The following is a 12,243-nucleotide window of genomic DNA, read 5'->3' on the forward strand; positions in this document are numbered from 1 at the left end:
AGTCGTCGTCACCGCCTTGTGCACGAACGAACCCTTCGGTCCCATCCGCGGCGGAAAAGGCCTCGCCGCCGTCACAGCGGGAGTGGGCCTAGGAGCTAGGGCAGTCACTGATCCTCCTGAAGATGCGTTCCACCGCGACATAGAGACGGAACGGCTGGTGTCGTGCGCTGACACGAATCCTAGACGGTGTCGCTCCCGTCCGCCGAACCGGTCCTACCGTGTGTCGTATTGCCTCGTCGGCGCTGCACAGGGCACGTGCCCACCTGGTGGCGCACCGGAATCGGCGCTCACGCACTCGTCCGAGGCGAGTGGGCGCACACCGCCGAGTCGAGCGATAGGGTGTGACGGCATTCCCACTCTTCGATAGGAACGTACGAGTTGCCCACACAATTCTCGGTGCGAGCCCGTGCCATCGCGCTCGCGGCCGGTGCGGCCCTGGCTCTGGCGGGCTGCTCGTCCGCAGCGGAGTCCAGCGACAACGCGTCGGACATTGTTCGGAGCACCACCAACGTGGCCGGTGCCGGCGTTGTCGGGAACGACAGAGACACCGTCGGGCTGTGTCCCACCCCGGCGCCCGTGGATCCGGTAGGCATCGAAGGCGCGGTCCGTCCCGTCGGACACAGCGAAGGCATCAGCGAAGTCCCAGCCGACCCCGTCCGCATCGTCTCGCTCGATCCCGCATCGCTCGATGCGACGTGCGCCGTCGGCGTGTGGGAGCGAGTAGTCGGGGCATCGACCCTCGATCCCGAGTTCCGTGGGGACGGCGACCAGGAGCTGTACCTGGGCCCGGGGATCGCCGCGATTCCCAGCGTCGGACCGGTCGGCGCGCCCGACATCGATGCCATCGCAGGTCTGACCCCCGACCTCATCATCGGTAGCGATGCACTGGGCACGGAAACGTACGACGCCCTGAGCGCGATCGCACCGACGGTCTTCACCTCCTCCGAGGGTGGATGGAAGGACACGTTCCTGCAGTCCGCCGCCGCTCTCGGCCGCGGACAGACCGCCTTCGACGAACTCGCACGCTTCAGTGCCGACGCGCGAGAGGTCGGCGTCGAGCTGAACGCGAGCCAGACGCAGGCTTCGGTGGTCCGATTTCTGGCCGATTCGGCGGTCACCGACGGTGCCGACTCGTTCGCGAGCCAGGTACTCGACGAGGTCGGCGTGCGGCGACCGCCTGCCCAGCGCGAGGAATCGGTGACGGTGACACCAGAGGACCTCTCGGTCGCCGAGGGCGACATCGTCTACGTCCGATTCGCCGGGGACGATGGTGAGAGTTTCGGCACCTCGTTCATGGAGTCCGACGCCTGGGCCGATCTCGGCTCGGCAGAGGACGGGCGAATCTTTGCGGTGAACGACACGGTGTGGTCCGGTAGCGGCGTCATCGCTGCTCGCACGATCCTGACGGACGTGACCGATTCGCTCAACGCATACGTGTCCTGATGCCCATCCCAGAGTTCGTGTTGCAGTTGCGCAGCCACGTCGGCACGGCGCCACTGTGGCTGTCGGGAGTCAGTGCAGTCATCGTCGACGACGACCGTGTGCTGCTCACCCGGCGCCGTGACAACGGATTGTGGGCCGTGGTGTCCGGCATCCTGGAACCCGGCGAGGAACCAGGTCCAGCTGCGCTACGGGAGATCAGCGAGGAGACGGGCATCGAGGCCGAACTCGTCCGACTCAGCAGCGTGGACGTCACCGAGCGGATCACCTACCCGAACGGGGACGTGGCCCAGTACCTCGACATCACATTTCTGGCCCGACACATCTCCGGTGTTGCCCGGGTCGCGGACGACGAGAACCTGGCAGTCGACTGGTTCGACGTCACTTCGCTCCCCCGCGATCTCGCCGACACATCTCGACTGCGGATCGACAAGGCCCTCAACGGGTCTCACGAGGCCTGGTTCCGGCGCTGAGGCGCGCCCGAGTGCTCCCGAGGTGACCGAATGTCACCCTCGCACACTCTGAGTGACCGAATGTCACCCTCGCACACTCTGAGTGACCGAATGTCACCCTCGCTGCGGAAGCGGCGCACTTCGCCTTCCCCGGCACCGTTAAATGTGATATCACTTTAGTATCAAAAACCACATGGAGGTCGACATGCCCGAATCTGCACCCGTTTCCGTTTCGGAAAAACCGACGGGCACACCCACACTCACAATTGCCGAACGACCCGGCTGGGATCTCCCGGGATGGTCGATGCTGGGCATCGGGCTCGTCCTGCTCCTGGGCGGTGGCGGCGCATTCGCCCTCGGCCTGGTGAACGACACCATCGCGTTGACAGTGTCCGGAGTGGTGCTGTTCCTCTTGTCGTTTCCGCTTCTCGCTGGCCTCACGCTCGTTCAACCCAATCAGGCTCGCGTGCTGCAACTTCTCGGCAGCTCCTACAGCGGAACCCTGCGGACGCCGGGGCTGCGCTGGACCAATCCGCTGACGCTGCGCCGCGCGATTTCCACTCGCATCCGTAACCACGAAACCGGTCAGTCCAAAGTCAACGATGCCGACGGCAATCCCATCGAGATCTCCGCGATCATCGTCTGGCAGGTGGCCGATACCGCGCTCGCCTCGTTCCAGGTGGACGACTACGAGGAGTTCGTCGCCGTCCAGTCGGAGTCTGCGGTCCGGCACATCGCCGGCAGCTACCCATACGATGCTGCAGATCGGATGTCGTTGCGGGAGAACGCCGACGAGATCACCAGAGCGATGAGCGAGGAGGTGCACGCCCGCGTACGTTCGGCAGGCGTCGAGGTTATCGAAACGCGCATCAACCGCCTCGCCTACTCCCCCGAGATCGCCCAAGCCATGCTCCGGCGTCAGCAGGCCGGCGCGGTGATCGCAGCTCGAGAGCAAATAGTCGAAGGGGCCGTCGGAATGGTCGAGATGGCCCTGTCGAAGCTGGAGGAAAACCACGTCGTCGAACTCGACGAGGAGCGCAAAGCCACGATGGTATCCAACCTGCTCGTCGTGCTGTGCAGCGACAATGACACCCAACCCGTGATCAACACTGGCTCGCTGTACCAGTGACCGATGGCCATCGAAGGTAGGAAGCCAGAACGCAAGAAGCTGCTGCTTCGGCTGGACCCAGCGGTGCACGACGCACTTGCCCGCTGGGCGGCCGACGACCTACGCAGCACCAACGCCCAGATCGAGTTCCTGCTGCGACGAGCGCTCGTGGACAACGGGCGGATGCCGAAGGGCGCCGGCGAGATCCGTAAACAGGGACGACCCCCTGGCAACTGACGACGTCGTCGGGGGGTCGTATCAGGTCAGAAGTCCCAGTCGTCGTCCTCGGTATTGACGGCCTTGCCGATGACATACGAGGAACCGGAGCCTGAGAAGAAGTCGTGGTTCTCGTCTGCGTTCGGCGAGAGTGCCGACAGAATCGCCGGGTTGACGTCGGTCTCGTCCTTCGGGAACAGACCCTCGTAGCCGAGGTTGTTCAACGCTTTGTTGGCGTTGTAGCGCAGGAACTTCTTGACGTCCTCGGTGAGCCCGACCTCGTCGTAGAGGTCCTGGGTGTACTCGACCTCGTTGTCGTACAACTCGAACAGCAACTCGAAGGTGTAGTTCTTGAGCTCCTCGCGCTGAGCCTCGGAGACCTTCTCCAGGCCCTTCTGGTACTTGTAGCCGATGTAATACCCGTGCACGGCCTCGTCGCGAATGATCAGACGGATCAGGTCGGCAGTGTTGGTCAGCTTGGCCCGGGACGACCAGTACATCGGCAAGTAGAACCCCGAATAGAACAGGAACGACTCCAGCAGAGTCGACGCCACCTTGCGCTTGAGCGGGTCATCTCCGTGGTAGTAGTTCAGGACGATTTCGGCCTTGCGCTGCAGATTGACGTTCTCCTCGGACCAGCGGAACGCGTCGTCGATGTCACGCGTAGAGCTCAAAGTAGAGAAGATCGAGCTGTAGCTCTTCGCGTGCACCGATTCCATGAAGGCGATGTTGGTGTACACCGCCTCCTCGTGGGGAGTGATGGCGTCGGGAATCAGGCTGACCGCGCCGACCGTGCCCTGAATGGTGTCGAGCAACGTCAGGCCGGTGAACACCCGCATCGTGAGCTGCTTCTCGACGGCGTTGAGCGTTCCCCAGGACGGGATGTCGTTGGAGACCGGCACCTTCTCGGGCAGCCAGAAGTTGCTGGTGAGCCGCTCCCAGACCTCCGAATCCTTGTCATCCTGGACGCGGTTCCAGTTGATGGCCGACACCCGGTCGATGAGCTTCGGGCGTGCGGTACCCGCGGGAGTCTGCGCGGTGTTGCTCGTGACTGTCATGTACATCCCCAGGATCGATCGAATTCGGTTCGGCGCTTCACATCAAGTATGTCCTCGGGTCCCGACACCCTTCGTTGCGGACGCTCTACAGCATGCAGGACACGCAGCCCTCGACCTCGGTGCCTTCCAAAGCCATCTGACGAAGACGGATGTAGTACAGCGTCTTGATGCCCTTTCGCCACGCATAGATCTGCGCCTTGTTGATATCGCGCGTGGTCGCGGTGTCCTTGAAGAACAGCGTCAGCGACAGCCCCTGATCGACGTGCTGCGTCGCGGCCGCGTAGGTGTCGATGATCTTCTCGTACCCGATCTCGTACGCATCCTGGTAGAAATCAAGGTTGTCATTGTCCAGGTAAGGCGCCGGGTAATAGACGCGCCCGATCTTGCCTTCCTTGCGGATCTCGATCTTCGACGCGACCGGGTGGATCGACGAGGTCGAGTTGTTGATGTACGAGATCGAACCGGTCGGCGGCACAGCCTGCAGGTTCTGGTTGTAGATGCCGTATTGCTGCACCGACTCCTTCAAGACGACCCAGTCGGCCTGCGTCGGAATGTGCACATCGGCTTCGGAGAACAACGAGGCGACACGAGGGGTGCTCGGCTCCCACACCTGGTCGGTGTACTTGTCGAAGAACTCACCCGAGGCGTACTTGGACTCCGGGAAGCCCTTGAACCAGGTCCCCCGGTCCTTCGCCAACTGATTGGACGCCTGAAGCGCATGGAACAGCACGGTGTAGAAGTAGATGTTGGTGAAGTCGATGCCCTCGACGCTGCCGTAGTGGATGCGTTCGCGCGCGAGGTAACCGTGCAGGTTCATCTGGCCGAGACCGATAGCGTGAGAGTCGTTGTTGCCCTGCTCGATCGACGGCACCGAATAGATATGCGTTTGGTCCGACACCGCCGTCAACCCGCGGATGGCGACAGCGATGGTCTTGCCGAAATCAGGTGAGTCCATGGTCTTCGCGATGTTCAGCGAACCGAGATTGCAGGAGATGTCCTTGCCCACGTGGCTGTAGGACAGGTCGTCGTTGAACGTCGACGGCGTCGAGACCTGCAGAATCTCCGAGCACAGGTTCGAGTGGGTGATCTTGCCTTTCACCGGGTTTGCGCGGTTCACGGTGTCCTCGAACATGATGTACGGGTAGCCGGACTCGAACTGCAATTCCGCCAGAGTCTGAAAGAACTCACGCGCCTTGATCTTCGTCTTGCGGATTCTCTTGTCGTCGACCATCTCGTAGTACTTCTCGGAGACATCGATGTCGGCGAACGGAACTCCGTAGATGCGCTCGACGTCGTACGGCGAGAACAGGTACATATCTTCGTTCTTCTTGGCCAGTTCGAACGTGATGTCCGGGATGACGATCCCGAGTGAGAGAGTCTTGATACGGATCTTCTCGTCCGCATTCTCGCGCTTGGTGTCGAGGAAGCGGTAGACATCGGGGTGGTGCGCGTGCAGGTACACCGCGCCGGCGCCCTGACGCGCACCGAGCTGATTGGCGTACGAGAAGGAATCCTCGAGCAACTTCATGATGGGAATGACACCCGAGGACTGGTTCTCGATGCGCTTGATCGGCGCTCCGTGCTCACGAATGTTGCTCAGCAACAACGCCACACCGCCGCCGCGCTTGGACAGCTGCAAGGCGGAGTTGATGGACCGTCCGATGGACTCCATGTTGTCCTCGATGCGCAGCAGGAAGCAGGAGACGGGCTCTCCTCGCTGCTTCTTGCCGGAATTGAGGAATGTCGGTGTCGCCGGCTGGAACCGTCCGGCGATGATCTCGTCGACAAGATCCGTGGCGAGCGCCTCGTCGCCGGCCGCCAGCGTCAGCGCGACCATGCACACACGATCCTCGAATCGCTCGAGGTACCGCTTGCCGTCGAACGTCTTCAGCGTGTACGAGGTGTAGTACTTGAACGCACCCAGGAACGTCGGAAAACGAAACTTCTTGGAGTAGGCGTGGTTGATGAGAAATTTGACGAACTCGCGAGTGTACTGGTCCAGAACCTCGGGCTCGTAGTAGTTCTCCTCGACGAGGTAGTCCAACTTCTCGTCCAGATCATGAAAGAACACCGTGTTTTGGTTGACGTGCTGCAGGAAGTACTGGTTGGCCGCTTCGCGATCCTTGTCGAACTGAATCTCGCCGTTGGGTCCGTACAGGTTCAGCATCGCGTTCAACGCGTGATAGTCGAGGTCACCGTCGGATCGAACAGCGTTGACGGGTGCTACCTCGGTAATTGTCGGTGCCACGGCGATCGCTCCAGTTTCTGTACGCGTTGTGTAACTAATGTGTGTGCGCCGCCCGACGCGACTCCCGCTCCCAGAACTCCTCGAGGCCGTCTCGGACTCGTTCGACGTCCTCGGGAGTGCCCATCAATTCGAATCGATAGAGGTACGGAACTGCACACTTCTGTGAAATGACATCGCCCGCGAAGCAGAACGAGTCACCGAAGTTGGTGTTGCCAGCGGCAATGACTGCTCTGATCAGGGACCGGTTGTTCTTCTGGTTGAGAAACTTGACCACTTGCTTCGGGACGTAGTTGGTATCACGCCCGGAGTACGTAGTGCCGCCGCCGTAAGTGGGAACAATCAGCACGAACGGCTGATCGACCAGGAACGTTTCGGGATCGTGCAGCGGAATCCGACTTGCTGGAATCCCGAGTTTGACTACGAATCTATGAGTGTTCTCGGACGCACTGGAGAAGTAGACCAATCGATGCGTCAACTGCGGAACGGGCGCGGAAGTCACACCTGCTCATCTCCGTCCAATGCACCGGCGGTGCCGTCTGTTCAAGCAACAGCAGCAGTGAGGGCCTTGATGCGATCGGGACGAAAACCCGACCAGTGATCTTCACCGGCGACGACGACCGGGGCCTGCAGGTAGCCGAGAGCCATGACAAAGTCACGCGCTTCCGGATCCTGCGAGATGTCGATGATCTCGTAGTCGATGCCCTCTTTGTCGAGAGCACGGTAGGTGGCATTGCACTGGACGCAGGCGGGTTTGGTGTAAACGGTGACGCTCATGTGGGGTTCCCTTCTCCCTGTACGACATCGAAATCTTCATCGCGATGCCGGTGTGCTCTGCCTGTGAAACGAGTTGCATGGTGATGTGAAGTTGTGACGTCGTAGAACGCGCGAGGGCCCTTGAATACTCACGTTCGGGCCGTTTCGAGCGGTTGATATCGCGGCTTCGAGCCGGATTTCCGGGCCCGTCGCGTTGTGTCTTCTCGACTGCTCAGACACTACACCTTGTGTCCGACATATGCCTACAACACGAGATGTTGCGAACAACATCCGTGGTATTCGCTGGTCAGCCTCTTGCCGACCGCGCGATTTGCGGCCGACACGGCGTGTCGCGCGTCACATCGACGCAATGTTCGGAAATCGAGGCAGAGAGCCCACGACAGCGCAGGGCCCCCACACCCAGTGGATGCGAGGGCCCTGCGCTCGAAGAGACGATACTCAACGCTGGCGCGCTTTGAACCGAGGCTCCTTCTTGTTGATGACGAACACCTTGCCGTGGCGGCGCACGACCTGCGCTCCAGGCTTGTTCTTCAGTGACTTCAGTGAGTTTCGTACTTTCATGAAGCAGAAGCTTACATGAAAACGATTCCCATTATACAGAGGTCAGGCAGCAAGGAGCTCGTTCGACGCTCTGACGAGTTCCGCGACGACCTCGGAGATCTCGGCCGACACCGCGGCGTTCTCGCGCGGATGCGCAGCCCCGAACTTGTCGCTGGTTCCGCCGATCGTCAGCTCGACATGCTCGAGCACCCTGCCACCGGCGATGCCGACGGCCTTGCGGGCGTGCTCGTGCGCCCACTTGGCGCCGTATCCGCTCGGCGATGCACTGATCACCGCGACCGGCTTGCCCTGCACCGCAGAGGCGCCGTAGGGGCGCGAGAGCCAATCGATCGCATTCTTGAGCACCGCCGGGACGGTGCCGTTGTACTCGGGAGTGACGAGCAGCAGCGCAGTCGCCTCTTCTGCGGCAGCACGCAGATCCAGCGCTCCTGCGGGCACCTGTCCGTCGACATCGATATCCTCGTTGTAGAACGGAATCTCGGCGAGAGCGCCGTAGACCACTGCCGAGGAGCCCGTAGGGAACATCTCCACCGCGGTCTGTGCGATCTGCTTGTTGACGGAGTCTGCACGGAGACTTCCGACGAGGATCAATACGTGCGGTTCTGTCATTTCGATCTTCCTTCGAGTTCGGAGTGCGCCGGTGGTCTACTACTTTCATACCAGCCAACCGGACCGCGGTCCACTTTGTTCCCCCAGCAGGTACAGTGACGGATGTGACCGAGTTCATGCTCCCTATTGCAGGCGAGGAGACCGAGCGCTGCGATGCGGCGCGCAATCGCCGTCGCCTGCTCGATGCCGCAGCGGAGATGGTCGCGACGATCGGCGTAGACGCGGTCACCATGGACGGCTTGGCAGCGAGGGCCGGGGTCGGCAAAGGCACCGTCTTCAGACGATTCGGCAGCCGGACGGGGTTGATGCAAGCACTTCTGGACCACACGGAGAAAGAACTGCAACACGCTTTCCTCTTCGGGCCTCCGCCGTTGGGCCCCGGCGCAGACCCGATCGACAGGCTCGTCGCGTTCGGCCGGGCTCGCCTCGACCTCGTCGAAGTGCAGGGTGAGGTCATGCGCGCAGCGGAGAATTCTCCCGAGTTCAGATACTCCGCTCCGGCTCACATGGTCAACTACACCCACGTGCTCACCCTGCTTCGGTCGGCGCACGTCGATGCAGACCTGGAGTTGTTGGCATACAACCTGCTCACCCCGCTCGAAGCGACGCTCGTCCTCCATCAGTTCCGCGACCTCGGAATGTCGATGGAGCGTCTGGCCGACGGCTGGGAAGACCTGGTGCGCAGGGCCACTCGGTGACAAGCGCCACGCTGTGACAAGCGCTACGCTGTGACAAGCGCTACAGGTCAGAGCAGACGCCCCACCGCGGCCGCCGCCCGATGCAACTGATGCCCGTAGGACGGGCCGTGCCCGGCAGCGTGAACAGCGAGCGGATGCAGCTGGTGAAGTGGAACCCGCTGCTGCCAGCCCGAGCGAAGCTCGTGCACCGACAAATACCCATCGATGATGTCCGCGAGCATCGGACAGCCGAACAACTGCAGCATTGCCAAATCGGTTTCGCGATGTCCGCCGTGCGCCGCCGGATCGATCATCACTGCACCCGCACGGGTCCATACGACGTTGCCGGTCCAGAGATCACCGTGGACTCGGCTGGGAGCATCGCCGAAGTCGAACGTGCCTTCGGCGACCGCCGCGCAGACACGTTCGACGTCGGCCGCGGCCGGCTCCGAGATATTTCCGACATCGACTGCCACCCGCAGATACGGAATGACTCGCTCGGCGACGTAGAACGAACCCCACGTGGAGTATTCGACGCTCGACATGGGCCGCGAACCGATGAACATCTGACCTTCGAAGCCATCCGGTGGGCACCCGAACGCCCGAGCACCCGCATCGTGCACGCCGGCGAGCTCTGCCCCGAACCGGCGCGCGCCCTCCACCGTCGGGGGCGCGGACTCGAGTCTGTTGAGCTCGATGTGTCCGGACCCGACGCTGCGAACATCGACGACGCTGCCGCCTCCGTCACGAAGCCACGCGAGACCGGCCGCCTCAGCGGCGAAGAAGTCCGGGTGTGCCCCGGCATCGGTCTTGGTGTAGGTATCGGGAGACACCGCCCCGACTGTACGGAGCGCACCTAGGATGACCGAATGTCATTGATACGTTCGGAACTGCGCACCCGTATCGTGCGCGAACTCGCCGTCCAGTCGACGATCGACCCCGATCACGAAGTCACCCGGCGGGTCGACTTCCTCAAGGCGTACCTCCGATCCACACCGGCGAAAGGCTTTGTTCTCGGCATCAGCGGCGGCCAGGACAGCACGTTGACCGGGAAGTTGTGCCAGCGGGCAGCGGAGGAACTCCGCAAGGAAGGCGCCCAGGCGGAGTTCGTCGCCGTTCGGCTGCCCTACGGAGTGCAGGCCGACGAAGCGGACGCGCAGACGGCGCTCGATTTCATCGATCCCGACCGGACCGTAACAATCGACATCAAGACTGCTGCCGATGCGTGTGCGGCCACCGTAGCGAAGGCTCTCGAAGTCGATGAGCTCCGAGACTTCGTGCGCGGCAATATCAAATCCCGTCAACGGATGGTCGCGCAGTACGCGTTGGCCGGCGAGCTCGGATATATCGTCGTCGGTACCGATCACGCTGCGGAAGCGGTCACCGGCTTCTTCACCAAGTACGGCGACGGCGGCGTCGACATCACACCGCTGACCGGACTGTCCAAGCGCCAGGGTGCGGCGCTGCTGCGCGAGCTCGGCGCTCCCGAGAGCACGTGGAAAAAGGTGCCGACCGCGGACCTCGAGGACGACAGGCCTGCGCTTCCCGACGAGGAAGCGCTCGGCGTCACCTACGAGGAAATCGACAACTATCTGGAAGGCAAGGAAGTCGCCGAGGACGTCTCGGACAAACTCGAGCGCATGTACCTCAATACCCGCCACAAGCGCGCGGTACCGGCGACTCCGTTCGATGACTGGTGGACCACCGAGAATGCCGTCGATACTGAGCACGGGCGCCCCACCCCGGATTGAGGTACACGCGTCGGGCAGTTCTATCCGCCGGCGAACGGCGGCAGCACATCGACCCTGTCACCGAACGTTGCGCTCGGGTCTCGGGTGAGATCGTCGCCCACCAGGAATGCCGACACTCGGAGCACGGCCGCCACGTCGGCGCCGTGGCGCTCGAGCACCGCAGCTTTCAATGCACCGAGATCGCTACCGGCCGGCAGGTCGAAAAACTCCTGGGCACACCCGAACGCCTCTGCCGCACCGGCGAAATAGCGGACCTCAACCACCTATGGCTCCCATGCTCTTGGTCGGCGGGACGAAGTCTGCGGCGTCCATACCGTGCCTTGCCCACTTGTTCCACATGGCACCTCGCCACAGCTGGGCCAACTCCTCGTCGTCGGCGCCACCACGAAGTGCGGCACGCAGGTCGGTCTCCTCGTCGCTGAACAGACACGACCGCACAGAGCCCTCGGCGGTCAGGCGGGTTCGGTCGCAATCGGCGCAGAAAGACCTCGTGACCGAGGCGATGATGCCGACGGTACCGCCGGTTCCTTCGACCGCCCACTCCTCGGCGGGCGCCGACGGGTCCTCCCGCCCCACCGCGCGCAGATCGAAGCGTGCAGAGAGGACATCGAGCAGGTGCTCGGCGTCGAGCATGTTCGCGCGTGCCCACTCCCGGTCCGCGTCGAGAGGCATCTGCTCGATGAATCGCAGTGCCACATCCTCGTCGAGGCACCACTGCAACAGATCGGCCGCTCCATGCAGCGTTTCCGGCATCAGGACTGCATTGACTTTCACCGGGGTCAGGCCCGCTGCCTTGGCGGCCCGAATACCTGCCAGTACCGCCGGCAGCCGATCACGTCTGGTCAGTTCCGCGAAATGTGCACGATCGATCGAGTCCAACGAGACATTGACCCGAGTCAACCCGGCCGTGGCCAGGGTCTCCGCGCGGCGCTCGAGACCGATCGCATTGGTTGTCATCGCCAAAGGGATCTCCGGTACTCGCTCCGAACAGCGCTGGAAGATCTCGGCGAGATCGGCGCGCATCAGCGGTTCTCCGCCGGTGAACCGAACTTCCCGCACACCGAGTCGGTGCACTGCAATGTCGACGACACGCGCGATCTCCGAGGGCGTGAGCACATTCTCGGCAGCAATGGCGGGCAGGCCCTCTTCCGGCATGCAGTAAGTGCACCGAAGAGAACACTTTTCGGTTATCGACACCCGTAGATCACGCGCCACACGTCCGAAACGGTCGATCAGGGCGGGACGATCCGGTCGGTCGTCGACGGTCTGCTCGGTCCCGCTGCGCGACCGACCGAGCGAAGGGATACCGAGGCCGACGGCCCTACTGCCAGTCACGTGCCCTCCCTTCG

15 protein-coding genes are annotated in these 12,243 nt (G+C 62.5%); 6 read left to right on the plus strand and 9 right to left on the minus strand.

Features of this window, described 5'->3' with window-relative positions:
- Positions 1-378: 378 nt before the first annotated feature.
- The 4 genes from J1M86_RS20805 (at position 379) to J1M86_RS20820 (ending at position 3,237) form a co-directional block, all read left to right on the plus strand.
- On the plus strand, positions 379-1,443 hold the full coding sequence (locus tag J1M86_RS20805) for an ABC transporter substrate-binding protein (protein ID WP_075838876.1): 1,065 nt from the start codon (positions 379-381) through the stop codon (positions 1,441-1,443).
- Entirely contained in the window at positions 1,443-1,913 is a 471-nt protein-coding gene (locus J1M86_RS20810; RefSeq protein ID WP_206511210.1) for an NUDIX domain-containing protein, read from the plus strand. Before J1M86_RS20805 ends, J1M86_RS20810 begins: the two co-directional genes overlap by 1 nt.
- Positions 1,914-2,196: 283 nt before the next feature.
- Positions 2,197-3,021 carry an SPFH domain-containing protein gene (locus J1M86_RS20815; RefSeq protein ID WP_241260448.1) on the plus strand — a complete coding sequence of 275 codons (825 nt, stop codon included), beginning with the start codon at positions 2,197-2,199 and terminating at the stop codon, positions 3,019-3,021.
- 3 nt (positions 3,022-3,024) lie between these two features.
- On the plus strand, positions 3,025-3,237 hold the full coding sequence (locus J1M86_RS20820; RefSeq protein WP_075840169.1) for a toxin-antitoxin system HicB family antitoxin: 213 nt from the start codon (positions 3,025-3,027) through the stop codon (positions 3,235-3,237).
- A 26-nt stretch (positions 3,238-3,263) separates the two neighbouring features.
- Here J1M86_RS20820 and nrdF read toward each other — a convergent pair whose 3' ends face one another.
- The 6 genes from nrdF to J1M86_RS20850 all read right to left on the minus strand — a co-directional run bounded on the left by nrdF (position 3,264) and on the right by J1M86_RS20850 (position 8,466).
- Complete coding sequence (gene nrdF / locus J1M86_RS20825) at positions 3,264-4,274, minus strand: class 1b ribonucleoside-diphosphate reductase subunit beta (RefSeq protein ID WP_075838883.1); 1,011 nt, start codon at positions 4,272-4,274, stop codon at positions 3,264-3,266.
- An 85-nt stretch (positions 4,275-4,359) separates the two neighbouring features.
- Positions 4,360-6,441, minus strand: a complete 2,082-nt coding sequence (gene nrdE, locus J1M86_RS20830) for a class 1b ribonucleoside-diphosphate reductase subunit alpha (RefSeq protein ID WP_241260449.1) — start codon at positions 6,439-6,441, stop codon at positions 4,360-4,362.
- A 115-nt stretch (positions 6,442-6,556) separates the two neighbouring features.
- Positions 6,557-7,021, minus strand: coding sequence for a class Ib ribonucleoside-diphosphate reductase assembly flavoprotein NrdI (gene nrdI / locus J1M86_RS20835; RefSeq protein ID WP_083667627.1), 465 nt, complete (start codon positions 7,019-7,021; stop codon positions 6,557-6,559).
- Positions 7,022-7,062: 41 nt separating this feature from the next.
- Positions 7,063-7,296 carry a redoxin NrdH gene (locus J1M86_RS20840; RefSeq protein ID WP_075838877.1) on the minus strand — a complete coding sequence of 78 codons (234 nt, stop codon included), beginning with the start codon at positions 7,294-7,296 and terminating at the stop codon, positions 7,063-7,065.
- Between the two features lie 438 nt (positions 7,297-7,734).
- Complete coding sequence (gene ykgO, locus J1M86_RS20845) at positions 7,735-7,857, minus strand: type B 50S ribosomal protein L36 (protein ID WP_019668008.1); 123 nt, start codon at positions 7,855-7,857, stop codon at positions 7,735-7,737.
- A gap of 42 nt (positions 7,858-7,899) precedes the next feature.
- The gene (locus J1M86_RS20850; RefSeq protein WP_206511213.1) at positions 7,900-8,466 is read right to left on the minus strand and encodes an NAD(P)H-dependent oxidoreductase; all 567 of its coding nucleotides are present in this window, start codon (positions 8,464-8,466) and stop codon (positions 7,900-7,902) included.
- Positions 8,467-8,570: 104 nt separating this feature from the next.
- Between J1M86_RS20850 and J1M86_RS20855 the strand changes: the two genes are divergently transcribed.
- Positions 8,571-9,164, plus strand: coding sequence for a TetR/AcrR family transcriptional regulator (locus tag J1M86_RS20855; protein ID WP_075840242.1), 594 nt, complete (start codon positions 8,571-8,573; stop codon positions 9,162-9,164).
- A gap of 47 nt (positions 9,165-9,211) precedes the next feature.
- Here the strand turns inward: J1M86_RS20855 and J1M86_RS20860 are convergent, their stop codons facing one another.
- Complete coding sequence (locus J1M86_RS20860) at positions 9,212-9,976, minus strand: fructosamine kinase family protein (RefSeq protein ID WP_206511214.1); 765 nt, start codon at positions 9,974-9,976, stop codon at positions 9,212-9,214.
- Positions 9,977-10,012: 36 nt separating this feature from the next.
- Here J1M86_RS20860 and nadE point away from each other — a divergent pair, with 36 nt between their 5' ends.
- On the plus strand, positions 10,013-10,894 hold the full coding sequence (gene nadE, locus J1M86_RS20865) for an ammonia-dependent NAD(+) synthetase (protein ID WP_206511215.1): 882 nt from the start codon (positions 10,013-10,015) through the stop codon (positions 10,892-10,894).
- A 20-nt stretch (positions 10,895-10,914) separates the two neighbouring features.
- Here nadE and J1M86_RS20870 read toward each other — a convergent pair whose 3' ends face one another.
- Entirely contained in the window at positions 10,915-11,157 is a 243-nt protein-coding gene (locus J1M86_RS20870; RefSeq protein WP_075840171.1) for a MoaD/ThiS family protein, read from the minus strand.
- A complete protein-coding gene (moaA, locus tag J1M86_RS20875; protein ID WP_206511216.1) occupies positions 11,150-12,229 on the minus strand; it encodes a GTP 3',8-cyclase MoaA in 1,080 nt (359 codons plus the stop codon). The genes J1M86_RS20870 and moaA overlap by 8 nt, the downstream gene beginning before the upstream one ends.
- Between the last annotated feature and the right edge of the window lie 14 nt (positions 12,230-12,243).

It is taken from the genome of Rhodococcus sp. KRD197 (assembly GCF_017168235.1).
Lineage (GTDB): Bacteria > Actinomycetota > Actinomycetes > Mycobacteriales > Mycobacteriaceae > Rhodococcoides.

Bases quoted from the DNA above. Each gene is read 5' to 3' on its own strand.
- ykgO (WP_019668008.1), bottom strand. From the start codon at position 7,857: ATGAAAGTACGAAACTCACTGAAGTCACTGAAGAACAAGCCTGGAGCG.
- nrdE (WP_241260449.1), bottom strand. From the start codon at position 6,441: ATGCTGAACCTGTACGGACCCAACGGCGAGATTCAGTTCGACAAGGAT.
- J1M86_RS20810 (WP_206511210.1), top strand. From the start codon at position 1,443: ATGCCCATCCCAGAGTTCGTGTTGCAGTTGCGCAGCCACGTCGGCACG.
- J1M86_RS20840 (WP_075838877.1), bottom strand. From the start codon at position 7,296: ATGAGCGTCACCGTTTACACCAAACCCGCCTGCGTCCAGTGCAATGCC.
- nrdF (WP_075838883.1), bottom strand. From the start codon at position 4,274: ATGACAGTCACGAGCAACACCGCGCAGACTCCCGCGGGTACCGCACGC.
- nadE (WP_206511215.1), top strand. From the start codon at position 10,013: ATGTCATTGATACGTTCGGAACTGCGCACCCGTATCGTGCGCGAACTC.
- J1M86_RS20820 (WP_075840169.1), top strand. From the start codon at position 3,025: ATGGCCATCGAAGGTAGGAAGCCAGAACGCAAGAAGCTGCTGCTTCGG.
- J1M86_RS20815 (WP_241260448.1), top strand. From the start codon at position 2,197: ATGCTGGGCATCGGGCTCGTCCTGCTCCTGGGCGGTGGCGGCGCATTC.
- J1M86_RS20850 (WP_206511213.1), bottom strand. From the start codon at position 8,466: ATGACAGAACCGCACGTATTGATCCTCGTCGGAAGTCTCCGTGCAGAC.